The sequence below is a fragment of the Nonomuraea sp. NPDC049141 genome (assembly GCF_040648415.1).
GTDB lineage: Bacteria > Actinomycetota > Actinomycetes > Streptosporangiales > Streptosporangiaceae > Nonomuraea.
In genome coordinates this window covers 294,017-316,950 of sequence record NZ_JBEZDR010000005.1, presented here as the reverse complement: position 1 = coordinate 316,950, position 22,934 = coordinate 294,017, and the positions used below count along the sequence as shown (strand labels likewise).

Sequence of the window (22,934 nt, the reverse complement as noted above, 5' to 3'; positions counted from 1 at the left end):
ACGGCCGAGCTCAGCGGCGTTGACCGGCTCCCGGGCAGCCCATAAGGACAGGGGAGGAGATGCCGCGCACAGCGGCCACCCAACGGGCGGTCATACGCTCCTCGCTCCTTTCCCTACTCACCGGCGCCTCAGCCGTCGTTCAACCGACGTTGATCAATGTACCGCATACGCCGTCCGAACCATGCAGATGGTCAGGTTTCGTCGTCCTGCAAGGAGCGGTGCAGGCGGCCGCTGGCGGCGTTCATGTGGCCGCGCATGGCCGTGACGGCCGCGGACGGCGAGCGCTGTTCGATCGCGGCCAGCACCGCCGCGTGTTCGGCGATGGTGGTCTGGGTCTCTCCTGCCTCGTGGATCGCCCGGCGGATCCAGACCCGCAGGAGCGAGCGGATGCTGCCGAGAATGTCGTCGAGGACCGAGTTGCCTGCCGCGTGCGCCAGTGTGAGGTGGAAGGCGACGTCCGCTTCCACGAAGGCCGTCATCACCGGCGCGGGCGGCGCCATGGGCAAGGTGTTCGCCCAGGTGCTGGCGAGGGAGGGCTGCGACGTCGCCGGGCTGGACCTGGCGGCCGAGGGGCTGGAGCTGTTCGGCGCGGCCGTACGTGCGACCGGGCGCGAGGCGCTGGAGCTCAAGGCCGACATCACCGACCTCGACGCGACGCTGAGCGCGGTCGACGAGGTGACCCGGGCCTGGGGCGGGGTCGACATCCTGGTCAACAACGCGGGCGGCGGCATGGTGCGGCCGTTCCATGAGATGACCGCCGACGAGTGGCGGCGGATGGTCGACGTCAACCTGACCAGTGTCTTCAACGTGACCCGCGCGGTCGTGCCGTCGATGCTGGCGCGCGGCGGCGGGCGGATCGTGAACATCGCCTCCATCGCGGCCCTGCGCGGCGGGCGCCTGGTCCGGCACGCGAGCGGTTACGCCGCCGCCAAGGCGGGCGTGGTCGGCCTGACCAAGGCCCTGGCCATCGAGTACGCCACCGACAGCATCACGGTCAACTGCATCGCCCCCGGCGCCCAGCAGACGCCGGGCCGCGACCGGGACACCCCCGAGCAGCGGGAGGCCCTGCTGGGTCAGATCCCCACCAGGACGCTCGGCCGTCCGGAGGACCTGGCGGAGAGCATCGTGCACTTCTGCCTGCCGTCCGCCGCGTACCTGACCGGCGTCATCCTGCCCCAGGACGGAGGTCACGCGATCTGATGTCCATGGAACAGGGCAAGGCGAAGTACGACGAGGTGTACGGCGAAGGCGCCGCCGACCGGCTGCTGGACATGCTGTCCGGGCCCGGCGCCGACCTCGGGCGCTACGGCGTGGAGTTCAATTTCGGCGAGATCTATTCGCGCCCCGGCCTGGACCTGCGGCAGCGGCAGATCGCCTCGATCGCCTCGCTGGTCAACATCGGTGGCGTTGAACCTCAGCTCACCGGGCACATCAACGCGGGGCTCAACGTGGGCCTCACGCCCGGCGAGATCGTCGAAGTGATCATCCACTGCGTTCAGTACGCGGGGTTCCCAAGGGCGATCAACGCGATCAATGTGGCGAAGAAGGTCTTCGAACAGAGGGGTGTGGCGTGAGATGCCGACCGTCGTACTGATCGGGACGCTCGACACCAAGGGCGAGGAGTACGCCTGGCTGCGCAACCGGCTGGTGGAGCTGGGCAGCGACGTGCTCGTGGTCGACACGGGAGTGCGCGAGCCCGGCGTCAATCTGCTGCCCGACGTCTCCAACGAGCGGGTGGCCGACGCGGCCGGAGGTGACCTGCGGGCGCTCCAGGAGGGGGGCGACCGCGGGGCCGCCGTCACCGCGATGGGTGAGGGCGCGGCGGTGATCATGGCCGAGCTGCATGGGGCGGGCCGGGTCGACGCGGTGCTGGCCGTGGGCGGTAGCGGCGGGTCGTCGATCGCCGCGCGGGCGGTCCGTGACCTGCCCATCGGCCTGCCCAAGCTGATCGTGTCCACGATGGCGTCGGGTGATGTGTCGCCTTACGTCGGGGCCAGGGACGTCACGCTGATGTACAGCGTGGTCGACATCGCGGGCGTCAACCGGGTCTCGCGGGCGATTCTCGGCAACGCGGCGGCCGCCGCGTCGGGCATGGCCAAGGCGCACCAGCTGGCCAGGGCGGTGGGGACCGCGCAGAGCGAGGATCGGCCGCTGATCGGCGCGTCGATGTTCGGCGTGACCACGCCCGCCGTGGACGCGGCGCGCGAGCGGCTGGACGAGCTCGGCTACGAGGTGCTGGTCTTCCACGCGACCGGATCGGGCGGCCGGGCGCTGGAGGGGCTGGCGGCGAGCGGGCTGCTGGCCGGGGTGCTGGATCTGACCACCACCGAGCTGGCCGACGAGCTGGTCGGCGGGGTCCTGTCAGCGGGTCCCGAGCGGTTGACGGCGGCGGGCGCGCACGGCGTGCCACAGGTGGTCGCCCCCGGCGCCCTGGACATGGTCAACTTCGGCCCGCGCGACACCGTGCCCACGCGGTTCGCGGACCGGCTGCTGTACGTGCACAACCCGACCGTCACGCTGATGCGCACCACGCCGGAGGAGATGGCCGAGCTGGGCGCTCGGGTGGCGGCCAAGCTCAGCGCGGCGACCGGCCCGACGGAGCTGTTCGTCCCGCAGCGGGGCGTGTCCGCCCTGGACGCGCCGGGCATGGACTTCCACGACCCCAAGGCCGACGAGGCCTGCTTCGAGGCGCTGGCCATCTTCCCCGCGACCCAGCGGCTCGACCTGCACATCAACGATCCGGAGTTCGGCCGGGCGATGGCCGAGCGGCTGCATCGCCTCATCTCGGAAGGGGATCCCTCGTGACCAGGCAGGAGGTGCTGGCCAGGCTCCGCCGTACCGTCGCGGAGGGGCGGCCGGTGATCGGCGCCGGCGCGGGCACGGGCCTGTCGGCCAAGTGCGCCGAGGCCGGCGGTGTCGATCTGATCATCATCTACAACTCCGGCCGTTACCGGATGGCCGGGCGCGGCTCGCTGGCCGGGCTGCTGCCCTACGGCGACGCGAACCAGATCGTCGTCGAGATGGCGTCCGAGGTGCTGCCCGTCGTCGCCGACACCCCGGTGCTCGCGGGCGTCTGCGGCACCGACCCGTTCCGGGTCATGCCGCGCTTCCTCGACCAGCTCGCCGCGATGGGCTTCGCGGGCGTGCAGAACTTCCCAACCGTTGGCCTGTACGACGGGGTCTTCCGGCAGAACCTGGAGGAGACCGGCATGGGTTACCGGCTGGAGGTGGAGATGGTCCGGCTGGCCCACGAGCGCGACCTGGTCACCGCCCCGTACGTCTTCGACGAGGACCAGGCCCGCGCCATGGCCGAGGCCGGCGCCGACGTCCTGGTGCCGCACGTCGGGCTGACCACCAAGGGCAGCATCGGCGCGGGCACCGCCCTGACCCTGGACGAGGCCGTGACCCGGGTGCAGGCCATGCGCGACGCCGCGGCGGCCGTCCGGCCCGACATCCTCGTGCTCTGCCACGGCGGCCCGATCGCCGAGCCCGACGACGCCGCCTATGTCCTGTCGCGCACCCAGGGCGTGGTGGGCTTCTTCGGCGCCTCGTCCGTCGAGCGGCTGCCGACGGAACGGGCCATCACCGAGCAGGTACGAGCCTTCAAAGCAGTCAACTTCTGAGGAGCCGCCATGCACGTCAGTCCGGACACCGTGCCCACGATGGCCTTCGACTGGGGGTCCATCAAGTGGTTCGTCACCCCGTCGGCCATCGAAGGGGCGAGCAGCACGCTGGGCGAGGTCATCATCAACCCCGGTCAGGGGCATGCCCGGCACAACCACCCGAACGCCGAGGAGATCATCTACGTCATCTCCGGGGAGGCGTCGCAGATGGTCGACGACGGTGAGCCGTTCCCGATCAAGGAGGGTGACACCGTGCACATCCCGGCGGGCGCCTACCACTCGACGTTCAACTCGACCTGGCGGCCGTTGCGCCTGATCGTCACGTACACGCCCGGTGGCGAGGAGAAGGCGCTGGAGGGCGCGCCCGACCTGCATCTGCACGAGCCCGGCAGCGTGGCGGAGTGGCGTCAGGCCTGAAGAGTCCCGGTTCGAGGTGATGCCCCGCGGCCGGGCGGCCGGCCGCGGGGCATCGTTCTTCTCGGGCGGCCGCTACTTGGCGGCGAAGTCCTGGGTCCAGTAGATCTGGCCCCGGGAGTTCTTGGCCGCGCCGACACCGATGAGGTTGTACTTGCAGTTCATGATGTTGGCCTTGTGGCCCGCGCTGTTCATCCAGCCGGTGACCACGGACGCCGGGGTCGGCTGGCCCATGGCGATGTTCTCGGCCCAGCCCGTTCCGCCGGTGAAGCCCGCCGCGCGGATGCGGTCCAGGAAGCTGCGGCCGTCCTGCGAGGTGTGGTCGAAGTAGTTCTTGGCCGCCATGTCGGAGGAGTGGCCGAAGGCGGCCGTGCGCAGCTGGGCGTCATGCTTGAGCGGCTTGCAGCCGCCCTTCGCCCGCTCCGCGTTGGTCAGCCGGACGACCTCGTTCTCGTCGGCCGTGCCGACCGTGTCCGTCGTCGGCGCGCTGGTGGTCGTGGGGGTGGCCGTCGGCGACGACGTGGGCGACCCTGTGGGCGACGGTGTGCCCGTCGGGGTGGGCGTAGGCGTGGTCGGCGTGCAGGACGGCAGCCGGACCGGCCGGGACTTGCCCGTGTTGCCCTGGTAGTCGGTGACCGACGCGTAGTAGACACCGGGGGTGCACGGCAGCGCGACGGTGACCCGCGGGCTGACGCCCCTGCCCGACGCGCTCTTGACGATCCGGTCGGGGCCGGGCACCGCGCGCTTGATGCGGACGCGGACCAGGGCGGTGCCTTCGCAACCGCGCCGGGTGGCGGAAACCTGGATCTTGCCGGCGGTGGTGACCTGCGGCTTGGCCACGGTCACGCGACATGCGGTTGGCGGCACCGTTGCGGCGTCGGCCGTGGCGATCGGCGCACCGAGGGCTGCCAGGCTCACGAGACCCGCGAGTACCCCAAGGGGTCTACGCATATGGGTGTCCTCCGTATGGAGTGGACGGTGGGTGGGCGTTCCGCATTCTGTCGGTGCCAGGTGCCCTCTGTCATGAAATTTCGGACATCAAGCTGTTACCTGGGTAAACCAGAGGGGATCCTGAGGCGTCGGGAACCCCTGCTGACACAGGCCTTTCCGACCGGAATCCAGGTCCGGGATTTTTTTTCGGGGAGACAGCCGTTCGGTCACGCTCGGTAACCGATGGGATCTGCGCCGTGGCGTGCGTACCGGCTTGACACGGCGGGCCCCGGCCGCCGGAACAGATCGAACTTGGGGGAGATGGCGGCGGAGTTCTCAGCCGCTCCGCCCCTGTTCACGGGGCTGTCCGAGCGTGGGATGGCTATTTAGCGGCGCTTGACGTGGTAATCCGTATGGCTAACACTTGCTAGTGAAATAGGGGGCAGGTCACGTTCAGTGCGCCTCCTGTTTCTCCATGGGACGCCTTGCCGGACGGCTCCGCGCTCCTCGCATCCCCAAAGGAAGTCAGCATGGAGATCTGGATCAACCCCGACTGCTCCAAGTGCCACTCCGCGCTGCAACTCCTCGACACCGAGAACGCCGAATACACCATTCGCCGCTACCTCGATGACCCGCCCAACGAGCTCGAACTCCGCGAGGTGCTCACCCGGCTCCGCCTCGAGCCCTGGGACATCACCCGGTTCGGCGAGACCACCGCCGCCGACCTCGGCATCGCCGACTGGCCCCGCGACGCCGCGAACCGCAATCGCTGGATCAAGGCGCTGGCCAGCCACCCGATCCTCATCCAGCGCCCGATCATCACCGCCGGAGACGGCGCGGCCGTGGTCGGCCGTACGACGGAGGCCGTCCGCTCCGTGCTTTCCCGCTCCTCCTAGCGGCTCAGCCCGCACCCCAGATCCGCCGGTCAGGGTCCGGGGCGGGAAGTGCGGACAGCACGGTGGTCACGTTGTCCCAGTCGGCGACCTGGACCCGGTCGGCCATGAGCCGCAGGCGCTTGGGGATCTCGTGATGGGCGTCCTGCAGATGGTCGATGCCCTCGATGATCTGGCTCGTCACGGCCTCGTATCCCATGCCGCCGCCTTCACCTTTGAAGAACATCGTCCCTTCCTTGCCGCCGCCCCAGAAATTCCCGATGGCGTTCAGCTCCGCCGCCACCGCGTTGACGAATTCGCCGAGGTCGTGTTTCTCGGTGTCGAAACCCCCGGCGACGGACCTGAGATGGCCCGGATAGATCTCCATCGGGAGGCGCAGCCGTATTCCGGTGGGTAGCGCGCCGGGATCGTCGAGGACGTCGCGGTTCGCCTGATAAATGCTCTCCCAGAGGGCGCCGTTCTCGAAGAGCTGCTCGGCGATGTCCCAGAGCGATTCGTCAGGAGCGACGGTAACCGTTTCCGGCCGCTCCGGCGGCTTCGGGTCAGGGTCAGGAGCCATGCGTCACCCCGCGGGTTTGTGGGCCATCGTGAAATAGAGCAGCATTCTGCCGAGCGTCTGTTTCCAGGTGGGGATGAGGTCCGTGCCGCTCTCCCCATTCATGGCGTCGTACGAGACGCCGTACACGGATCCGCCCGCCATACGGCTGATGAAGTACTGGACGTCGGCGTTCTTGCTCGCCGCCCTGGCCACCGGCATGGCGGCGTCGAACGCGCCATAGAACGCGACCGAGCCGGCGAATTCCTTGAGCGCCTGCTTCGCGTTGTCGCCCCACGACCCCGCGTCCTCACCGCGCGCCGCTTTCACCCCGGCCACCACGCCCACATCTCCGACCGCGAAGAAAGCGCTGCCGATGCTGTATTCGGTGAGCTTGCTGAGCAGAATCCGGGCGATGTTGTGTTCAAGCAGTTTCGACAGCAGTCTCGCCTTGGCCCGGTTCATGAGAATCTCGGTGATCTTGTAGGCGGCGCCGGCCTGCCAGGGAAAGGTGGTGATGAAGATGAAACTGGCGAAATTCGCGAGGGCGAGCGTCCAGTACGCGTGCTGCGCCGTTTCGATGATCTCCGCGTAATCCTCGCACGCCTTGGCATTCTCCCGGCAGCGATGGGCGAGCTTGTCGGCGTAGCCCACTTGTGGCGGGTTCGGATAGAGCCCGGCGGTCACCGCCGTCTTGAACGCCTCGACGCCGGCGCCGCCGTTCCGTTTCCACACCGCTTCGGCGAACGGATAGGTCCGGTCCGGACTCTGCTCGATCCGGTCCGCGAGCCGTGTCCAGACGGCGGCGGCCTGGCGCGCCTTGGCCGGATCGCCGTCCGGGTAGGGGACGGCGAGCATCTTGAACACGAAGGCGGCGATGCCGACCGTGCCGAAGCCATAGATCGCCGCGCGGGTGGGATTGATGCCCACCGGAGGTCAGCGCTCGTTCCGGGGCCGGCGCCCCGGAGTCTGGCCCAGGTCCAGCATGGTGTCCGCGATGAAGGGGTCGACCAGGTCGGTCATCCCCTCCGCCGTGTTCCGCGCCGCCGCGCCGGCCGCCTCGAGGACCGCGGCGGCCAGCTCGTCGGAGCCGAGCCGCATGGCGCGCGGATCGATCGTGAGGCCGACGAGCTCTCCGGTGGACGAGGTCTCGGCGACCACCCGCCCGTCCGCCGCCTCGCCCCGGCCGCGCACCTCGGTGATCTGGTCCCTGAGCCGCTCCACCTGCGCGACGTCGGCGTCGAACTGATCCAGCAGCCTCTCGATCTCCGGGTCGCCGCTTCCCCGGAGCGCGTCGGCGGGCGAGGTCATGCGGTCTCCTGGCCTGACATAGGTTCGTCCCTCCCCGTAGATCGCAAACCTATAGGCCATATTATCTATAGGAAATAGGGGATTCGTCCTGGCTGTCACCGGCAGAAGCCGAACACCTCCGTCGTCACCAGGGTGACGTTGGAGGTGATGCCCGGGCGCGCGCTCCCGTTGCGTACCGAGATGCCGGTCTGCTTCATCTGCGGGTTGAGGATGTTCTGCCGGTGGGAGGCGCTGCTCATCCACCAGCGCACCGCCGCCCGGGGCGTCGCGTATGTGGTGCCCCAGCCGGCGTAGACGTTCTCCAGCGCCTGCCACGTGCCCGAGGGGCAATAGCCCGCCGCGCGTATCCTGCTGCCCACGGTGGACCCGGTGCTCGGGTTGACGTGCCAGTTGGCGCCGTCCACCCACCACTTCTGCTGGATGGCCGCCTTCACGTGCGCGTCGGCCGCGTTGAACAGCCGCAGGGTGTCCTCCACCGGGGCGAGCCCGGCCTTCGCCCGTTCGGCGTTCACCAGGCAGCGGATGCTGCCCGAGGCGAACCCCTCGTTGAGCGCGACCGCGGCCTTGATCCGGCTGTCGGTCCAGTCCGGATACTGCTGCCGGTACCACTGGGGCGTCCGGACGGTGTCGTCGGCGCCGCTGCACGCGGCCGCCGCCGATCTCGCCGCCGATCTCGCCGCCGATCTCGCCGCCGATCCCGCCGACGCCGCCGAGGCGGGTGCCGTGGCCGTGATCAGCAGGCCCAGCGACAGTAGTGACGCCGCGGCAAGCTTCTGCATGCCCATGGTCGTTTCTCTCCTCATGTCGGGATTTCTCGTCAGTCCCGACTGTGCGATCCGTGGGCGCGGACCGCATGAGTAGGCCGTACTCAGGGCAGCCAGCTCACCCGGCCGTGCAGGGCGGCGTAACCGGCGAAGGCGACGGCGTCGATGAGCGTGTGCGCGACGATGAGCGGCATGGCCCGGCCCCAGCGCTGGTACAGGCGGCCGAACACCAGCCCCATCACCACGTTGCCGACGAAGCCGCCGAACCCCTGGTAGAGGTGGTACGAGCCGCGCAACAGCGAGGCCGCCACAACGGACTTCCAGGGTGTCCAGCCCGCCTGTCCCAGCCGGTGCAGGAGCCACCCGCTGACGAGCACCTCTTCCAGCACGCCGTTCTGCGCGGCGGCCAGCAGCAGGACCGGGATCCGCCACCACACGTCGGGCAGTCCGCCGGCCACCACGTTGAGGTTGATCCCGGCGGCGTACACGGCCAGGTAGAAGGCCAGCCCCGTACCGCCGATCGCGGCCGCGAGCAGGGCGCCGCGCACCAGGTCGCGCCGGGGCTCGCGGAGATCGACGCCGATGGTCCGCATCGACTCGCCGGAGCGGACCAGCAGGTAGGCGACGAGCCCGACCGGGGCCACGGAGATCGCGACGTCGACGAGCTGCAACGTCAGGTCCAGCCAGGGCCGTCCGGGAGCCAGTGATCCGACGAGTACGGCCTGCTGCCCCTTCAGCTCCCGGGGCGCCGTGAGCGCGCCGATCAGCCGGACGAGCGCCACGAGGGCGCTGGCCCCCAGCGAGACGGACAGCACCACGAAGATCTCGGCCCGGATCAGTCTCGGTCCGAGGGTCAGGGGCGGCACGGCGGGGGACTGCGTGGTCATGGCCGCAGAGTAGCCGGAAGCCGGTAAAAGGAGCCTCAGCGCGGGCGCCTTCCGGCTGACGCCCCGGCGGATGATCGCCAGGTGGGAGCTCGCCGGATCGACCGGTCATCCGCGGAAGGTAGCCTCGCACCGCAGGCCCGGGGGCACTTGAACTGTGAAGCTTGTGTTACGTCTACGTTATCCCCTTCGCTTGACACCGGAAATGTTAGCGATAACACTCGCGGGATCGGCTGTCTCCCACGACGCGTGGGCAGCCCCCATTTCCGCAAGGAGCAATATGAGATTTCCACGATTCGCGGCCGTGGTCTCCGTCCTGGCGCTAGCCACGGTCGCGACCGCATGTGGCTCGGCTGAGAAGACGGTTGACCAGCAGGCGGCCGCCAGCGCCTCCGCAGGCACGGCGGGCGCGCTGGTGGGCGTCACCATGCCGACCAAGTCATCGGAGCGCTGGATCCACGACGGCGACAACGTCAAGGCCGGGCTGGAGAAGCTTGGTTACAAGGTGGACCTGCAGTACGCCGAGAACGACATCCCGACCCAGGTCAACCAGATCGAGAACCAGATCACCAAGGGCGCCAAGCTCCTGATCATCGCCTCGATCGACGGCACGGCCATCACCACGCAGCTCCAAGAGGCCGCTGACAAGAAGATCCCGGTCGTCGCCTACGACCGGCTGATCCGCAACAGCCCGAACGTCGACTACTACGCCACCTTCGACAACTTCAAGGTCGGCGTGCAGCAGGCCACGTCGCTGCTGGTCGGGCTGAAGCTGCTGAACGCCGATGGCTCCGCGGGCAGCGCCAAGGGCCCGTTCAACGTCGAGCTGTTCGCCGGTTCGCCCGACGACAACAACGCGACGTTCTTCTTCAACGGCGCCATGTCGGTGCTCAAGCCGTTCATCGACAAGGGCACGCTTGTCGTCAAGAGCGGCCAGACGGACTTCAAGACGGTCGCCATCCTGCGCTGGGACCCGGCCACCGCGCAGAAGCGCATGGAAGACCTGCTGACCAAGACCTACAGCGGCGGCACCAAGGTCGACGGCGTCCTGTCGCCCTACGACGGCCTGTCGATCGGCATCCTGTCGGCGCTCAAGAGCAACGGCTACGGGACCTCCGGCCAGCCGTACCCGATCGTGACCGGCCAGGACGCCGAGCTGGCGTCGGTGAAGTCGATCATCGCGGGTGAGCAGTACTCCACCATCTACAAGGACACCCGGCAGCTCGCCGACGTGACGATCAAGATCGCCGACACCGTCCTCAAGGGTGGCAAGCCCGAGGTCAACAACACCAAGGACTACGACAACGGCAACAAGGTCGTGCCGTCCTACCTGCTCCAGCCGCTGATCGTCGACAAGACGAACTACGAGAAGGAACTCGTCGACACCGGCTACTACACCAAGTCCCAGCTGGGCTGACGACATGACTGATGACATCCTGCGGATGCGCGGGATCACCAAGACCTTCCCCGGAGTCAAGGCGCTGCAAGACGTCAACCTGTCCGTACGACAGGGCGAGATCCACGCGATCTGCGGCGAGAACGGTGCCGGCAAGTCCACGCTCATGAAGGTGCTGTCGGGCGTCTACCCGCACGGCTCCTACGAGGGCGAGATCTTGTTCGAGGGAGAGCCGTGCCGGTTCGCCGACATCCGTGACAGCGAGCACCGCGGGATCGTCATCATCCACCAGGAGCTGGCCCTGTGCCCGCAACTGTCGATCGCCGAGAACATCTTCCTCGGCAACGAGCAGGCCAGCCGTGGCCTGATCGACTGGAACCGGACCAACCACGAGGCGGCCGAGCTGCTGAACCGGGTCGGGCTGCGGGAGAACCCGGTGTCGCTCATCTCCGACATCGGGGTCGGCAAGCAGCAGCTCGTGGAGATCGCCAAGGCGCTGTCCAAGCGGGTGCGCCTGCTCATCCTCGACGAGCCGACGGCCGCGCTCAACGACGAGGACTCGGCGCACCTGCTCGACCTGCTGCGTGGCCTGCGTGACGAGGGCATCACCTGCGTGATCATCTCGCACAAGCTCAACGAGGTCATCGACATCGCCGACTCGATCACCATCCTGCGCGACGGCCGGACGATCGAGCGGCTCGACATGGTCACCGACCACGTCACGGAGGGTCGCATCATCTCCGGCATGGTCGGCCGTGACCTGGAGAACCGCTTCCCGCCGCACGAGCCGAACATCGGCGAGGAGGTGCTGCGCATCGAGGACTGGACGGTGCACAGCCCCGCCCATCGCGGCCGGGTCGTGGTCTCCAACGCCAGCCTCAACCTGCGCAAGGGTGAGATCGTCGGTCTGGCGGGGCTCATGGGCGCCGGCCGGACCGAGCTGGCCATGAGCGTCTTCGGCCGCGCCTACGGCACCGACATCTCCGGCCGCATCTACAAGGACGGCCGGCAGATCGAGATCCGCTCGGTGCAGGACGCGATCCGGCACGGCATCGCGTACGCCACCGAGGACCGCAAGAAGTACGGCCTCAACCTGATCGAGGACATCAAGCGGAACGTCTCCGCCGCCGCGCTGCCGAAGCTGGCCAGTCGCGGCTGGGTCAACGACAACGAGGAGTACCGGGTCGCCGACGAGTTCCGCGCGAGCATGAACATCAAGGCGCCCAGCGTGCTGAGCGTCACCGGCAAGCTCAGCGGCGGCAACCAGCAGAAGGTCGTCCTGTCGAAGTGGATCTTCACGGACCCCGACGTGCTCATCCTGGACGAGCCGACCCGGGGCATCGACGTCGGGGCCAAGTACGAGATCTACTCGATCATCAACCGGCTCGCCGACGAGGGTAAGGCCATCCTGGTCATCTCGTCGGAGCTGCCCGAACTCCTGGGGCTGTGCGACCGGATCTACGCGTTGTCGGCCGGCCGGATCACCGGCGAGGTCCCGCGCGAGGAGGCCACGCAGGAGGGCCTCATGCAGTACATGACGAAAGGACTGGACGAGATCCGATGAGCAGCACCTCATCCACTGATGCCGGGCTGGCGCCCGCGGGCCAGGAGCCGCCCCCACCGCGGGGACAGGAAAGGTCCTCGTGGCTGTCGTTCAACGTACGACAGAGCGGCATCTACGTCGCGTTCGCGCTGATCGTCGTGCTGTTCGCGTTCCTCACCAAGGGGGCGCTGCTCCAGCCGCAGAACATCTCCAACATCATCGTTCAGAACTCGTACGTCCTGATCCTGGCCATCGGGATGATCCTGATCATCATCGCCGGGCACATCGACCTGTCCGTGGGATCGGTCGTGGCCGTCACCGGGGCCATCGCCGCCGTGCTCATGGTGAACTACGGCGTGCCGTGGCCGCTGGCGCTGGTCATCACGCTGGTCGCGGGCGCGCTCATCGGGGCGTGGCAGGGGTTCTGGATCGCCTACTACGGCATCCCGGCGTTCATCGTGACGCTGGCCGGCATGCTGCTGTTCCGCGCGCTCACGCTGACCGTGCTGGGCAACCAGGGCATCGGCCCGTTCCCTGACGCCGTCCGTACGCTGTCGAACGGCTTCACCGACGGCTATCTCGGCAACATCGGGCTCGGCCCGCTGGGCGGCGCCGACCTGTTCAGCCTGCTGCTCGGCCTGGTGGCGGTGGCCGGCATGGCCGCCAGTCAGTGGCGCAGCCGGATGGCGCGGCTGGGTTACCGGCAGAGCGTGGACCCGCTGCCGATCTTCCTGCTGCGCATCGCCGCGGCCGCCGCGGTCATCCTCGCGGTGGTGGTGCAGCTGGCCAGATTCAAGAACCTGCCCTGGGTGCTGATCCTGCTCGCGCTGCTGGTGCTGGGCTACTCGCTGGTGACCAGCCGGGCCGTGTTCGGCCGGCGGATCTACGCCATCGGCGGCAACCTGCAGGCGGCGCTGCTGTCCGGCATCAAGGTCAAGTCCGTCGTTTTCTGGATCTTCGTGAACATGGGCGTCCTGTCCGCGCTCGCCGGGGTCATCTTCGCCGGACGGCTCAACCAGGCCGGGCCCACGGCGGGCAACTCCTTCGAGCTGGACGCGATCGCTGCGGCGTTCATCGGCGGTGCGGCCGTACAGGGCGGCGTCGGCAAGGTGGTCGGTGCGGTCACCGGCGGTCTGATCATGGGCGTCATCAACAACGGCATGTCGCTGATCGGTGCGCCGAGCGAGCGGGTCATGTTCGTCAAGGGCGCTGTCCTGCTCGCGGCCGTGGCCTTCGACGTGTGGACCAAGCGCCGCGCGGCGACCGGCAGCCGTTGATCGGCCCGCCGTGTAGGGGAGAGTGAGCTGGGCGGTCAGCCGGTCGGTGAGGTGACCGCCAGCTCGTCCAGGACGGTGTCGGCCAGCACTCTGGCGCTCGGCTCGTAGTCGCGGGCCAGGGTGCGGAACACCTGCTCGGCCCGGATCGCCGGCCAATCCTCGGGCAGGTGTTCGGCCGGCAGGTGCGGGTCCTGGCGGACCAGTTGCAGCCAGTCGGTGTGCAGGAAAAGCTGCCGGGCCAGGTCGTCGGCCGCCGAGGGGAGGGGGTCCGGTGTGTCCCAGCGGTCGAGGAACGCCCGGTAGCGCGCGGCGATCCGCTCGGTGCTGAACGCCTTCCGCACCAGGTCGGCCGACTCGGTCGGCTTGAACGCCCGGGCCGTCATCACGGTGATGTGATCGCCGAGTTCGAGCGGGGCGAGGATGTCCGCGACGTCCTTGACGCCCGGCGCGATCCACAGCCCGCTCTGCAGCAGGCCGAACCCGGCCCAGATGAGCTGCGAGCGGAGGTCGTGCCGGGTGCTGCGCAGGCTGTCGGGGATCGAGAAGCCCACCAGGGTCCAGGCGCCGTCCCAGGCGCGGTTGACCGCGCCGGTCTCCCAGACCCGGCGGCGCCCGTCGTCGAGCACCTCCACCGCGTGCTCGGTGAGCCCGAAGTACATCCGGCGCCCCTGACGGTGCCGGGCCAGCAGCCCCCGCTTGACCATGCGGGTGAGCGTCGAGCGCACCGCCTCCTCGGTGACGCCGAGCCGGGCGAAGACGTCGATGACGCTGCCCGAATAGACGGCGGTGCCGCGCCCCAGCACGTAGACGCCGAGAAAGCTGAACATCAGGGACTGCGGACGGGCCGTCAGAGCGTCTCCATCGCCGAGCATCACAGCACCGAGGGTAGACGGATCCGTCACAGTCGGCAAAACTCTGACTCAGGTTGAGAAACTGCCCCATGTGGATGGGGTAGGTATCGGATTGACCGATGCGAGAGGCCGTACGCCCATGGAGAACGCGGGAGTGGGAGGGTGGCCGGCTCGCCGGGCCCAGATGACGCCGGACCGTACGGCGTTCGTCTTCGAAGGCCGGGCGGTCACCTACGCCGAAGTGCACACGCGGACGACGAAGCTGGCCGCGCGCCTGCGTGAGGCCGGGGTGGGAGCCGGAGACCGGGTCGCCTACCTCGGCCCGAACCACCCCGCTCTCGCGGAGACCATGTTCGCCACGCACCTGCTCGGCGGGATCTTCGTGCCGCTGAACTTCCGGCTGACCGCGCCCGAGATCGGCTACATGCTGGACGACTGCGGCCCGGCCGTCCTGATCTACGCGCCCGAGTGCGCCGAGGTGGTCCGGGCGCTCTCCGGCACCAACGCCCTGCTCGTGCCGGACTTTGAGAGCTGGCTGGCCGAGGGTGATCCCGCGCCGATCGACGTACGCGTCGGGATGGACGACCTCGCGCTCATCCTCTACACCTCCGGCACCACCGGGCGGCCCAAAGGCGCTCTGCTCAGCCACGCCAACCTGGTGTGGAACACCTTCAACATGCTGATCGGCGTCGACGTGACAAGCGACGAGATGACGCTGATCAGCGCGCCGCTCTTCCACGTCGCGGCGCTGAACCAGACGCTGCTGCCGACGTTCGCCAAGGGCGGCTGCTCGGTGATCATGCCGTCCTGGGACGTGGACGCGTGCTACGACCTCATCGAGAAGCACCGCATCACCTGGATGTTCGGCGTCACCACGATGTTCGCCGCGTTCGCCCGGTCGCCGAGGTGGGCCACGGCCGACCTGTCGTCGCTGCGCAACCTGATGTCGGGCGGCGCGCCGATCCCGGCCGCGCTCATCCGTACCTACCAGGAGCGGGGCCTGGTGTTCTGCCAGGGCTACGGGCTCACCGAGACGGCGCCGGGCGCGACCTTCCTGGAGGCCGGGCAGAGCGTGCGCAAGGTGGGCTCGGCCGGGGTTCCGGTGTTCTTCACCAACGTACGCGTGGTCCGGCCCGACCTCACCGGCACGGCCATCGGCGAGCCGGGCGAGGTGCTGGTCCAGGGGCCGAACGTGACCCCCGGCTACTGGCAGAATCCCGAGGCGACCAAGGCGGCGTTCGTGGCGGGCGGCTGGCTCCGTACCGGCGACATCGGCGCGTTCGACGGCGAGGGGCACCTGTACCTCGTGGACCGGGTCAAGGACATGTACATCTCAGGCGGGGAGAACGTCTATCCGGCGGAGGTCGAAGGCGTGCTCTTCGAGCACCCGGCCGTGGCGGAGGCTGCCGTCGTGGGGGTTCCGGACGCCACATGGGGCGAGGTCGGGCGGGCGTTCGTGGTCTGCCGGGCGGCCGTCACCGGCGAGGAGCTGCGGGAGTTCCTCGACGGGCGGCTGGCCAGGTACAAGATCCCGCGCTACTTCGACCTGGTGGACGACCTGCCCCGGACCGGCTCGGGGAAGCTCCAGAAGGCCGAGCTTCGAGGCCGCCCGCTCAACCGGCCCGGCTGAGACGCGGATCACATATCCCGGACGGATGTCACACCTGGCAGGCCCACCCGACTCTATGGAGGTGATCGCACATAGATAGGTCCCAGTGAAAGGCCGTGCAATGTTCCTCGTAACCGGAGCCACGGGCATCGTCGGACGCCCTCTCGTCGAGCTGCTCGTCAGCCAGGGCGCCAAAGTCCGTGCGGTCACCCGTGACCCGCGGGCGTCCGGTCTGCCCGACGGGGTCGAAGTCGTGGCGGCCGACCCGGCCCGGCCCAGCACGCTGGCCTCCTGCCTGGAAGGCGTCACCGGTCTGTTTCTCAACCCGCGCGCCGTGGGACTCGCCGCCCCCGAACTGCTGGCACTCGCCAAGGAACGCGGGGTGAACCGGGTGGCCGTGCTGTCCGCGGTCAATGTCGACGACGACCTCGATCACCAGCCGTCCCGGTTCAACGGGGACAGGAACAAGGAGGTCGAGGCCGCCGCCGTCGCCAGTGGCCTGGAATGGGTGAGCCTGCGGGCCAGCTCCTTCGCGGTCAACACGCTCGTGGCGTGGGGCGGTCAGATCCGCGCCGGTGACGTCGTCCGGGGGCCGTACGCGAACTTCTCCGAAGCGCCTGTCGACGAGCGGGATCTGGCCGAGGTCGGCGTCCGCGCGCTGCTGTCCGACGACCTGGTGGGCAGGAAGCTTCAGCTGACGGGACCGCAGTCCCTGACCCACGAGGAACTGGTCGCCACCATCGGTGAGGTGCTCGGCAGGCCGCTGCGGTTCCAGGAGGTGCCGCCGGAGGCCGTCAGGCAGGGCATGGTCGGGATGGGCATGAACGAGGCGTTCGTGGTGGCCCTGCTCGGCAGGTACGCCCGCGGCGCCGGCCAACCGGCGCCCGTCACCGACGAGGTGGACAAGGCCCTCGGCCGCCCCGCGCGCACCTGGGCGGAATGGGTCACCGACCACGCCGCCGCCTTCCGCGACTGACCTACGACAACCCAGAACTCGAAGGAGTACGTCATGGCAGGTGAACACGTGCTCGACGCGGTCGGGCCGAACACGACGCCGCGCTTCTTCCCCACCATGCGGATAACCGTGACCGTGCAGGCGGCCGCCATGTTGACGCAGGCCATCACGGCCGGCCTGCTGATGTCCTCGCCCGATGGCCGGGCGCTGCACGGCGCAACGGCGGTGGTGGCCGTGGCCGCGGGCGCGATCCAGCTCCTCGTCGCGATCCTGGTGTGGCGTCCGGGCGGCGGCTCGCCGCGATACATCGTCAACAGTACGTTCTTGCTGGTTCTGACATTGGCGGAGGCGGCACTCGGTGACACGCATGTTCCGGTGGTCCATGTGCCTCTCGGCGTGCTGCTGTTCGGCGGGAGCGTCGTCCTGCTCTCGCAGGTCTGGTCACGCTCGACAGGTAGTTAGCTAATTGCCATAATGCCTTCGTGGTGGATGTGGACCTGGTCAAAGCGCTGGCCAACGACAAACGGCTGCTGATCCTCGAATGGCTGCGGGAGCCCGAGCGGCACTTTCCGCCGCAGCGTGACGGTGACCTGGTCGATGACGGGGTCTGCTCGCTGTTCATCGCGGAGAAGCTCGGGGTGAGCCAGCCGACCTGCGGCGGGCATCTGAAGGTGCTCAGCGCGGCGGGGCTGGTGCGCGGCAAGAAGATCAAACAGTGGGTGTTCTACCAGCGGGACGAGGGGCGTATCGCGGCGGCCAAGGAGTCGCTGGGCGGCGACTGGTGATCCATGGACGCGGGCCGGGGAGACCGTCAGCGGTCGCCCCGGCCCGAGCCTGCGCGGCATACCGTTACGGGCAGGGGACGATCTGGTCGGCCGGCCCGCCGACCCGGGTCCAGTTGGTGCCGCCGATGTACTTGTAGACGCCGCTGCGGTCAGGGGACAGGCCGAAGATGCTGTTGTCGGTGACCGCCCAGCTCCAACCGGGGCCGCCTATGTGCTGCCAGTGGCCGGGGGCGTCGAGGTAGCGCCAGATGGCGTTGCGGTCCGGCGATGTGGCGAAAAGCCCGAAATTTCCGCCGTACAGCCAGCTGGCCGGCCCGCCGACGTTGGTCCAGTCGGTGCCGGTGCCGTTCCACTTGTAGACGCCGCTGCGGTCAGGGGACAGGCCGAAGAGGGCGACGTTGGTGACCGCCCACGTAGCGCCGGGGCCGCCCACGCGATGCCAGTTGTTCGGCGAGTTGAGGTAGCGCCAGATGCCGGCGCCGTCGGGTGACGTGGCGAACAGGCCGAAACCTCCGCCGTACAGATAGCTGGCCGGCCCGCCGACGTGGGTCCAGTCGGTGCCGGAGCCGTTCCACCTGTAGACGCCGCTGCGGTCAGGGGACAGGCCGTACAGGGAGTTGTCGGTGACCGCCCACATGAAGCCGGGGCCGCCGACGCGTTGCCAGTTGTTCGGCGAGTTGAGGTAGCGCCAGATGCCGCTGCCGTCGGGTGACGTGGCGAACAGGCCGTAGCGCCCGCCGTAGAGCGCCCTGGCCGGGCCGCCGACCTGGGTCCAGTCGGTGCCGGAGCCGTTGTAGCGCCACACGCCCGAGCCTCCTGGAGAAAGCCCGCAGATGGTGTGGGCGGGGGCGGCGGCGGAGGCCGGTGTCGCCACCAGTCCCACCATGGTCATGACCGAGGCGAAGAGCGCGGCGATCGTCCTGACAGTGCGTGTCCTCATGCTGATCCTTCCTGGGGGAAACTCAGTAAGGGTGCCATCACAGGCTGTAACCGAGCTCCAACCAGGCTGGAACGGGGTATCACACGACGGGAGAAGGGGGATCGGGATGCTGGTGAGGCTGCTGGGACCGGTTGACGTCCTGGTCGATGACATCCCTCGACCGGTGCGGGGGCTCCGCCGCACGGCTGTGCTCGCCGCGCTGGCGCTGCGGCCGGGCGCCGTGGTCGGTGTCGATCAGCTGGTCGAGGCGGTCTGGGGTACGGCGGCACCGGCCTCGGCCGCCACCACGGTGCAGTCCCATGTCTCCTACCTGCGCGGCGTGCTGAACCGCCGGGAGGCGATCACGGCCCGCAGGCCCGGCTATCTGCTGGACCTCGACGATTCGGAGGCCACCGACGTCCAGACCGCTGAGCGCCTCATCCGGCAGGGAATGGAGTCCGCGGCCCCGGCCGCGCGGGCCGCCCGGCTGGCGGCCGCGGTGGCGTTGTGGCGGGGTTCGCCGCTGGCCGAACTGGCCGGGCTGGCCTGGTTCGACGCACAGGCCGAGCGGCTGGACCAGCTGCTGCTGGAGGCGCGGCACGCCCTCATCGACGCCCGGCTGGCCCTCGGGCAGGATCTCCAGCTCGTCCCCGAGCTGACAGCACTGAGCAGGCAGCATCCGCTGCACGAACAGGTCCACGCGCAGCTGGTGCTCGCGCTGTACCGGGCCGGTCGGCAGAGTGAGGCGCTGGCCGTTTACCAACGGCTGCGGCGCACCCTGGCCGACGAGCTGGGCATCCACCCCAGCCAGCAGTTGCGGGAGCTGGAGATCGCGGTGCTGAGACAGGATCCGGCCCTGGACCTGTCTGCATCGCCCGCGTACCTGACGCGGAGCCCCGCCGGCCACTCCGGTAGCCCCGGTGATCTCGAGCGCTGCGGGGGGAGGCAGATCCGCCGACGTCCCCGTGGACACGGCCGGGGCCATCCGCACCCTTCCTGACGCGAACCAGCCCCAGGGCAGGCTCAGCCGGACGGCTGAAGTTCCTCGCGTGTCTGGCCGGATTGCGGAGCGGCCCGGGGCTCGGTTCCGGCGCGCAGGTCGAAGGCGGTCCGGGGCTCTGTCCGGGTGCGCAGGTGGAAGGCGCGCCGGTAGGCGGCGGGGGTGGTGCGCAGGACGTCATGGAAGCGGCGGCGGAGGTTGGTGGCTGAGGAGAGGCCCACCCGGGCGGCGATCGCGTCCACGGACAGGTCCGTCTCCTCCAGCAGCGCTCGCGCCCCGGCGATCCGCTGCGCGAGCACCCACTGACCGGGACTGGTGCCGAGCTGGGCGGCGAACATCCGGGCCAGCGTCCGGGCCGACACCCCGGCGCGGGCCGCCAGGTCGTCGACGGTCAGCGGTTCGCCGAGCCGCTCCGCGGCCCAGGCCAGCAAGGGGGCGAGCGAGTCGGGCACCCGGGCCCGCGATGGCGCGATGGCGTACTGGAGCTGCCCGCCCTCCCGGTGCGGCGGCATGACCATGTGGCGGGCCACCTTCGCGGCGTACGCGGCCCCGTGGTCGGCCCGGACGAGATGCAGGCACAGGTCGATCCCCGCGCTGGTGCCGGCGCTGGTGGCCACGTCGCCGTGGTCCACATACAGGACGTCGGAATCGACGGTGACGGCGGGGAAGCGTTCGGCGAGCTCGGCTGCCAGCCGCCAGTGGGTGGTGGCCCGCCGTCCGTCGAGCAGCCCGGCCTGCGCCAGGACGAACGCGCCCGAGCAGATGGCGGCGATCCGCGCGCCACGCGTGTACGCCCGGCGGAGCGCGGACAGCACGGCGGCCGGGGCCGTGCGGGTCTGCCAGCCCGGGATGACGACCGTGTCGGCGTGCTCCAGCGCGGTCAGACCCTCGGTGACCGTGATCGAGTAACCGGCCAGGGTGGGCACCGGTCCCGGAGTCTCGGCGCAGACGCGGAAGTCGTAGTGGCGAGCGAGGCCCGGCCGTACGGTGGCGAACACCTCGGCGGCGCAGCTCAGCTCGAATGTCGCCAGCGGCGGGCTGGCCAGCGCGACGACCCGATGCTCTGACGACATGGCAGAAAAGTACTCCATGACGTCTTTTCTGGCACTGGGTGGGCGCCGGTCGGGCTCGCCAGGATGGCGGCATGGAACCAGAAGCGCAGGCAGTGCACATCGATGACGTCGTACCGGTGGAAGTGGCGCCCGGCATCGTCAGGAGGCGCCTCACCGCGACCGAGGGGGCTAGGGGCTGGCTCATCGACTTCGCCCCCGGCACGCAGTGGCCCGAGGTCGACGTACACGAGGGGGAGGAGCGTTACTACGTGCTCAGCGGTGAGGTGATCGAGGGCGAGACACGGTACGGAGCGGGGACCTACGTGGTGTTCGCCGCGGGCAGCCGGCACCAGCCGCGGACCGAGACGGGAGCGAGCATGCTGGGCATCAACCTCCTGACCAACTGAGCGCCAGAATGGGGACATGACCGACTCACAGTTGACGGGTGCGATCTCTCTCCCCGACGGGACCTGGGTCCGCGGCCGTGGCCTGCTGAACGAGCCTCCTACGGGGCCCGCTCCCGACTACGGCCTGTATCTGGGCTCCTCGGGGCTGCGCAGGAAGGGTGGGGCCGGGCTGTCCTGGCCGCACGACTGGATCGACTGGCCGGACTTCCTCCTGCCCCGCGATCGTGACGACGCCGTCCGGCGGATCCGCGCGCTGTACGAGCAGGCCCGCGCCGGTGAGCGGGTCGAGGTGGCCTGCGGCCATGGGGTCGGCCGCACCGGCACCGTCCTAGCCTGCCTGGCCGTGCTCTCCGGGCTGTCCCCGGCCGAGGCGATCACCTGGGCGCGGCAGAACCACCATCGGCGGTCGGTCGAGACCCCGTGGCAACGCGGCTGGGTCGCCCGCTTTCCGGTGGGCTGAACCCCACGGAGTGATGGCTCTGCCCGTCCCGTCGGTAGGCTGGACGGCATGGTGAAGAGCGTGGCCCGGGAGCCCGTTCCAGCACGTCGTGCCGACGCCGAGCGCAACATCGCGGCGATCCTCGAAGCGGGCATGCGGCTGCTCGGCGCCGACCCGGCCGCCAGCGTCGCCGACGTCGCCAAGGCCGCGGGGGTGGGCAGGGTGACGCTCTACGGTCACTTCCCGTCTCGGGAGGCCCTGGTCGACGCCGTGCTCGATCACGCGATCGGCATCGCCGACCTGGCGCTGGGAGGCGTCGACATCGACGGGCCGCCGGCGCCCGAGGCCGTGGCGGCGCTGCTGCGATCTTCCTGGGAGGTGCTCGACCGGCATCGGCGGCTGTTCCTGGCCGGCGACCGGGTGCTGCCCATGGAGCGGATCCGCGAGCACCACGACATTCCGCTGCGGCGGATCGAGCGCCTGATCGCCCGGGGGCGGGACGACGGCGACTTCCGTACCGACCTGCCGTTGTCGTGGCTGGTGACCACGTTCTTCGGCGTGCTGCACAGCGCCGCCCAGGAGGTGGAGTCCGGCCGGCTGGAGCAGGCGGACGTCGAGCGGGTGCTCGTCACCACCATGCTCTCGCTGCTGTGCCCCTGAGGCCTTGGGTCAGAGCCGCTGGCCGATCTCTTGGAGCAGCGCGACCTCGCCCCGCTGGTGGATCACCATGTGCGCGGCCATCTTCTTGACCTCGGGGTCGGCCCCATCGGTCTGCTCGGTGCGGGCCATCTCGACCGCGCCGTTGTGATGCGCGATCATCCCCTCGACGAACAGCTTGTCGAACTTCTGGCCCTTGGCCGACTCAAGCTGCTTCATCACCTTCTCCGACAAGAGGCCCGGCATCTCATGCATCATGTGGCCGGACATCTCGGGCTTGCCCCATTTGGTCAGCCAGCCCTTCATGGTGCCGATCTCCCGCTCCTGGTCGGTCTTGATCTTCGCCGCGAGCTCCTTGATCTGGACGTCGCTCACCCGGGACGCCGCCAGGCCGGCCATCTCCACCGCCTGCTCGTGGTGCGGGATCATCATCTGCGTGAACATCACGTCGGCGTCGTTGGCCGACGGTGCCCTGGCCGCCGTCGCGGCGACGGGCTCGGCGCCCGACATGCCCTCGTGGCCGGTCATGCCGGTGCTCCCGCACGCGGTGAGCAGGGCGAACGCGCCCGTGGCGGCGGCGTACACGCGCATTCTGACCCGCAACGCGGTCACTCCCAACTAATAGGTTGGCTCAGCCCCCGCCTCTGCCTCTGTGGTGCCGCGCCCGGGTGGACGAGCGCGGCACCACAG

Annotated in this window: 28 protein-coding genes; 17 read left to right on the top strand and 11 right to left on the bottom strand. The window is 69.4% G+C overall.

What is annotated here, in order from left to right; all coding sequences use genetic code 11:
• Positions 1-191: 191 nt before the first annotated feature.
• Positions 192-500, bottom strand: a complete 309-nt coding sequence (locus AB0B91_RS17550; protein ID WP_358320043.1) for an FCD domain-containing protein — start codon at positions 498-500, stop codon at positions 192-194.
• Here AB0B91_RS17550 and AB0B91_RS17545 point away from each other — a divergent pair.
• The 5 genes from AB0B91_RS17545 to AB0B91_RS17525 are packed head-to-tail and all read left to right on the top strand — an operon-like array spanning position 499 to position 4,040.
• Entirely contained in the window at positions 499-1,200 is a 702-nt protein-coding gene (locus tag AB0B91_RS17545) for an SDR family NAD(P)-dependent oxidoreductase (protein WP_358320040.1), read from the top strand. The two genes, AB0B91_RS17550 and AB0B91_RS17545, sit on opposite strands and share 2 nt — an antisense overlap.
• Positions 1,200-1,574, top strand: coding sequence for a carboxymuconolactone decarboxylase family protein (locus tag AB0B91_RS17540; RefSeq protein WP_358320037.1), 375 nt, complete (start codon positions 1,200-1,202; stop codon positions 1,572-1,574). Before AB0B91_RS17545 ends, AB0B91_RS17540 begins: the two co-directional genes overlap by 1 nt.
• A gap of 1 nt (position 1,575) precedes the next feature.
• Positions 1,576-2,805 (top strand): Tm-1-like ATP-binding domain-containing protein, encoded by a 1,230-nt coding sequence (locus AB0B91_RS17535; RefSeq protein ID WP_358320034.1) that lies wholly within the window; start codon positions 1,576-1,578, stop codon positions 2,803-2,805.
• Positions 2,802-3,623: a phosphoenolpyruvate hydrolase family protein gene (locus AB0B91_RS17530; RefSeq protein ID WP_358320031.1), complete on the top strand. Its 822-nt coding sequence runs from the start codon at positions 2,802-2,804 to the stop codon at positions 3,621-3,623. Before AB0B91_RS17535 ends, AB0B91_RS17530 begins: the two co-directional genes overlap by 4 nt.
• A gap of 9 nt (positions 3,624-3,632) precedes the next feature.
• On the top strand, positions 3,633-4,040 hold the full coding sequence (locus tag AB0B91_RS17525; RefSeq protein ID WP_214640920.1) for a cupin domain-containing protein: 408 nt from the start codon (positions 3,633-3,635) through the stop codon (positions 4,038-4,040).
• 72 nt (positions 4,041-4,112) lie between these two features.
• Here the strand turns inward: AB0B91_RS17525 and AB0B91_RS17520 are convergent, their stop codons facing one another.
• The gene (locus tag AB0B91_RS17520) at positions 4,113-4,988 is read right to left on the bottom strand and encodes a CAP domain-containing protein (protein WP_358320028.1); all 876 of its coding nucleotides are present in this window, start codon (positions 4,986-4,988) and stop codon (positions 4,113-4,115) included.
• Positions 4,989-5,497: 509 nt separating this feature from the next.
• Between AB0B91_RS17520 and AB0B91_RS17515 the strand changes: the two genes are divergently transcribed.
• On the top strand, positions 5,498-5,863 hold the full coding sequence (locus AB0B91_RS17515) for an ArsC/Spx/MgsR family protein (protein WP_214640918.1): 366 nt from the start codon (positions 5,498-5,500) through the stop codon (positions 5,861-5,863).
• A gap of 4 nt (positions 5,864-5,867) precedes the next feature.
• Here AB0B91_RS17515 and AB0B91_RS17510 read toward each other — a convergent pair whose 3' ends face one another.
• The 5 genes from AB0B91_RS17510 to AB0B91_RS17490 form a co-directional block, all read right to left on the bottom strand.
• Positions 5,868-6,419 (bottom strand): hypothetical protein, encoded by a 552-nt coding sequence (locus AB0B91_RS17510; RefSeq protein WP_358320025.1) that lies wholly within the window; start codon positions 6,417-6,419, stop codon positions 5,868-5,870.
• Between the two features lie 3 nt (positions 6,420-6,422).
• Positions 6,423-7,325: a hypothetical protein gene (locus AB0B91_RS17505; protein ID WP_358320022.1), complete on the bottom strand. Its 903-nt coding sequence runs from the start codon at positions 7,323-7,325 to the stop codon at positions 6,423-6,425.
• Between the two features lie 6 nt (positions 7,326-7,331).
• A complete protein-coding gene (locus AB0B91_RS17500; protein ID WP_358320020.1) occupies positions 7,332-7,706 on the bottom strand; it encodes a YbaB/EbfC family nucleoid-associated protein in 375 nt (124 codons plus the stop codon).
• A 95-nt stretch (positions 7,707-7,801) separates the two neighbouring features.
• A complete protein-coding gene (locus AB0B91_RS17495; RefSeq protein ID WP_358320019.1) occupies positions 7,802-8,509 on the bottom strand; it encodes a CAP domain-containing protein in 708 nt (235 codons plus the stop codon).
• 65 nt (positions 8,510-8,574) lie between these two features.
• On the bottom strand, positions 8,575-9,357 hold the full coding sequence (locus tag AB0B91_RS17490; protein WP_358320016.1) for a CPBP family intramembrane glutamic endopeptidase: 783 nt from the start codon (positions 9,355-9,357) through the stop codon (positions 8,575-8,577).
• A gap of 277 nt (positions 9,358-9,634) precedes the next feature.
• Between AB0B91_RS17490 and chvE the strand changes: the two genes are divergently transcribed.
• The 3 genes from chvE to mmsB are packed head-to-tail and all read left to right on the top strand — an operon-like array spanning position 9,635 to position 13,570.
• Complete coding sequence (chvE, locus tag AB0B91_RS17485) at positions 9,635-10,771, top strand: multiple monosaccharide ABC transporter substrate-binding protein (RefSeq protein WP_358320013.1); 1,137 nt, start codon at positions 9,635-9,637, stop codon at positions 10,769-10,771.
• 4 nt (positions 10,772-10,775) lie between these two features.
• Entirely contained in the window at positions 10,776-12,314 is a 1,539-nt protein-coding gene (mmsA, locus tag AB0B91_RS17480; protein WP_358320010.1) for a multiple monosaccharide ABC transporter ATP-binding protein, read from the top strand.
• Positions 12,311-13,570: a multiple monosaccharide ABC transporter permease gene (mmsB, locus tag AB0B91_RS17475; RefSeq protein ID WP_358320007.1), complete on the top strand. Its 1,260-nt coding sequence runs from the start codon at positions 12,311-12,313 to the stop codon at positions 13,568-13,570. Before mmsA ends, mmsB begins: the two co-directional genes overlap by 4 nt.
• 35 nt (positions 13,571-13,605) lie before the next feature.
• Here the strand turns inward: mmsB and AB0B91_RS17470 are convergent, their stop codons facing one another.
• On the bottom strand, positions 13,606-14,442 hold the full coding sequence (locus AB0B91_RS17470; protein WP_358320814.1) for a PaaX family transcriptional regulator C-terminal domain-containing protein: 837 nt from the start codon (positions 14,440-14,442) through the stop codon (positions 13,606-13,608).
• Positions 14,443-14,533: 91 nt separating this feature from the next.
• Here AB0B91_RS17470 and AB0B91_RS17465 point away from each other — a divergent pair, with 91 nt between their 5' ends.
• The 4 genes from AB0B91_RS17465 to AB0B91_RS17450 all read left to right on the top strand — a co-directional run bounded on the left by AB0B91_RS17465 (position 14,534) and on the right by AB0B91_RS17450 (position 17,770).
• Positions 14,534-16,051 carry a long-chain fatty acid--CoA ligase gene (locus AB0B91_RS17465; protein ID WP_358320006.1) on the top strand — a complete coding sequence of 506 codons (1,518 nt, stop codon included), beginning with the start codon at positions 14,534-14,536 and terminating at the stop codon, positions 16,049-16,051.
• 100 nt (positions 16,052-16,151) lie between these two features.
• Positions 16,152-17,006, top strand: a complete 855-nt coding sequence (locus AB0B91_RS17460) for an NAD(P)H-binding protein (RefSeq protein WP_358320003.1) — start codon at positions 16,152-16,154, stop codon at positions 17,004-17,006.
• 33 nt (positions 17,007-17,039) lie between these two features.
• Positions 17,040-17,447: a hypothetical protein gene (locus AB0B91_RS17455; protein WP_358320000.1), complete on the top strand. Its 408-nt coding sequence runs from the start codon at positions 17,040-17,042 to the stop codon at positions 17,445-17,447.
• Between the two features lie 20 nt (positions 17,448-17,467).
• On the top strand, positions 17,468-17,770 hold the full coding sequence (locus tag AB0B91_RS17450; RefSeq protein WP_358319997.1) for a winged helix-turn-helix domain-containing protein: 303 nt from the start codon (positions 17,468-17,470) through the stop codon (positions 17,768-17,770).
• A gap of 64 nt (positions 17,771-17,834) precedes the next feature.
• On the opposite strand, the gene AB0B91_RS17445 is transcribed toward AB0B91_RS17450, so the two are convergent.
• Positions 17,835-18,710, bottom strand: coding sequence for a hypothetical protein (locus tag AB0B91_RS17445; RefSeq protein WP_358319995.1), 876 nt, complete (start codon positions 18,708-18,710; stop codon positions 17,835-17,837).
• 106 nt (positions 18,711-18,816) lie between these two features.
• On the opposite strand from AB0B91_RS17445, the gene AB0B91_RS17440 reads away from it, so the two are divergent.
• Positions 18,817-19,689 (top strand): AfsR/SARP family transcriptional regulator, encoded by an 873-nt coding sequence (locus AB0B91_RS17440; RefSeq protein WP_358319993.1) that lies wholly within the window; start codon positions 18,817-18,819, stop codon positions 19,687-19,689.
• 23 nt (positions 19,690-19,712) lie between these two features.
• On the opposite strand, the gene AB0B91_RS17435 is transcribed toward AB0B91_RS17440, so the two are convergent.
• Positions 19,713-20,762, bottom strand: coding sequence for a helix-turn-helix domain-containing protein (locus tag AB0B91_RS17435; protein ID WP_358319990.1), 1,050 nt, complete (start codon positions 20,760-20,762; stop codon positions 19,713-19,715).
• 71 nt (positions 20,763-20,833) lie between these two features.
• On the opposite strand from AB0B91_RS17435, the gene AB0B91_RS17430 reads away from it, so the two are divergent.
• Genes AB0B91_RS17430 through AB0B91_RS17420 form a run of 3 tightly spaced genes read left to right on the top strand, consistent with a single transcriptional unit; the run spans position 20,834 to position 22,247 of the window.
• Positions 20,834-21,148, top strand: a complete 315-nt coding sequence (locus AB0B91_RS17430; RefSeq protein WP_358319987.1) for a cupin domain-containing protein — start codon at positions 20,834-20,836, stop codon at positions 21,146-21,148.
• Positions 21,149-21,164: 16 nt separating this feature from the next.
• Positions 21,165-21,608, top strand: a complete 444-nt coding sequence (locus tag AB0B91_RS17425; protein WP_358319984.1) for a protein-tyrosine phosphatase family protein — start codon at positions 21,165-21,167, stop codon at positions 21,606-21,608.
• Between the two features lie 48 nt (positions 21,609-21,656).
• On the top strand, positions 21,657-22,247 hold the full coding sequence (locus AB0B91_RS17420) for a TetR/AcrR family transcriptional regulator (RefSeq protein WP_358319983.1): 591 nt from the start codon (positions 21,657-21,659) through the stop codon (positions 22,245-22,247).
• A 9-nt stretch (positions 22,248-22,256) separates the two neighbouring features.
• Here the strand turns inward: AB0B91_RS17420 and AB0B91_RS17415 are convergent, their stop codons facing one another.
• Positions 22,257-22,856, bottom strand: coding sequence for a DUF305 domain-containing protein (locus tag AB0B91_RS17415; RefSeq protein ID WP_358319980.1), 600 nt, complete (start codon positions 22,854-22,856; stop codon positions 22,257-22,259).
• Positions 22,857-22,934 lie beyond the last annotated feature (78 nt).

What these genes read in the sequence shown, in the direction of transcription:
- AB0B91_RS17545 (WP_358320040.1), top strand. Translation starts at nt 499, where the DNA reads ATGGGCAAGGTGTTCGCCCAGGTGCTGGCGAGGGAGGGCTGCGACGTC.
- AB0B91_RS17550 (WP_358320043.1), bottom strand. Translation starts at nt 500, where the DNA reads ATGGCGCCGCCCGCGCCGGTGATGACGGCCTTCGTGGAAGCGGACGTC.
- AB0B91_RS17540 (WP_358320037.1), top strand. Translation starts at nt 1,200, where the DNA reads ATGTCCATGGAACAGGGCAAGGCGAAGTACGACGAGGTGTACGGCGAA.
- AB0B91_RS17535 (WP_358320034.1), top strand. Translation starts at nt 1,576, where the DNA reads ATGCCGACCGTCGTACTGATCGGGACGCTCGACACCAAGGGCGAGGAG.
- AB0B91_RS17525 (WP_214640920.1), top strand. Translation starts at nt 3,633, where the DNA reads ATGCACGTCAGTCCGGACACCGTGCCCACGATGGCCTTCGACTGGGGG.
- AB0B91_RS17520 (WP_358320028.1), bottom strand. Translation starts at nt 4,988, where the DNA reads ATGCGTAGACCCCTTGGGGTACTCGCGGGTCTCGTGAGCCTGGCAGCC.
- AB0B91_RS17515 (WP_214640918.1), top strand. Translation starts at nt 5,498, where the DNA reads ATGGAGATCTGGATCAACCCCGACTGCTCCAAGTGCCACTCCGCGCTG.
- AB0B91_RS17510 (WP_358320025.1), bottom strand. Translation starts at nt 6,419, where the DNA reads ATGGCTCCTGACCCTGACCCGAAGCCGCCGGAGCGGCCGGAAACGGTT.
- AB0B91_RS17500 (WP_358320020.1), bottom strand. Translation starts at nt 7,706, where the DNA reads ATGACCTCGCCCGCCGACGCGCTCCGGGGAAGCGGCGACCCGGAGATC.
- AB0B91_RS17495 (WP_358320019.1), bottom strand. Translation starts at nt 8,509, where the DNA reads ATGAGGAGAGAAACGACCATGGGCATGCAGAAGCTTGCCGCGGCGTCA.
- AB0B91_RS17490 (WP_358320016.1), bottom strand. Translation starts at nt 9,357, where the DNA reads ATGACCACGCAGTCCCCCGCCGTGCCGCCCCTGACCCTCGGACCGAGA.
- chvE (WP_358320013.1), top strand. Translation starts at nt 9,635, where the DNA reads ATGAGATTTCCACGATTCGCGGCCGTGGTCTCCGTCCTGGCGCTAGCC.
- mmsA (WP_358320010.1), top strand. Translation starts at nt 10,776, where the DNA reads ATGACTGATGACATCCTGCGGATGCGCGGGATCACCAAGACCTTCCCC.
- mmsB (WP_358320007.1), top strand. Translation starts at nt 12,311, where the DNA reads ATGAGCAGCACCTCATCCACTGATGCCGGGCTGGCGCCCGCGGGCCAG.
- AB0B91_RS17470 (WP_358320814.1), bottom strand. Translation starts at nt 14,442, where the DNA reads ATGCTCGGCGATGGAGACGCTCTGACGGCCCGTCCGCAGTCCCTGATG.
- AB0B91_RS17460 (WP_358320003.1), top strand. Translation starts at nt 16,152, where the DNA reads ATGTTCCTCGTAACCGGAGCCACGGGCATCGTCGGACGCCCTCTCGTC.
- AB0B91_RS17455 (WP_358320000.1), top strand. Translation starts at nt 17,040, where the DNA reads ATGGCAGGTGAACACGTGCTCGACGCGGTCGGGCCGAACACGACGCCG.
- AB0B91_RS17445 (WP_358319995.1), bottom strand. Translation starts at nt 18,710, where the DNA reads ATGAGGACACGCACTGTCAGGACGATCGCCGCGCTCTTCGCCTCGGTC.
- AB0B91_RS17440 (WP_358319993.1), top strand. Translation starts at nt 18,817, where the DNA reads ATGCTGGTGAGGCTGCTGGGACCGGTTGACGTCCTGGTCGATGACATC.
- AB0B91_RS17435 (WP_358319990.1), bottom strand. Translation starts at nt 20,762, where the DNA reads ATGTCGTCAGAGCATCGGGTCGTCGCGCTGGCCAGCCCGCCGCTGGCG.
- AB0B91_RS17430 (WP_358319987.1), top strand. Translation starts at nt 20,834, where the DNA reads ATGGAACCAGAAGCGCAGGCAGTGCACATCGATGACGTCGTACCGGTG.
- AB0B91_RS17425 (WP_358319984.1), top strand. Translation starts at nt 21,165, where the DNA reads ATGACCGACTCACAGTTGACGGGTGCGATCTCTCTCCCCGACGGGACC.
- AB0B91_RS17420 (WP_358319983.1), top strand. Translation starts at nt 21,657, where the DNA reads ATGGTGAAGAGCGTGGCCCGGGAGCCCGTTCCAGCACGTCGTGCCGAC.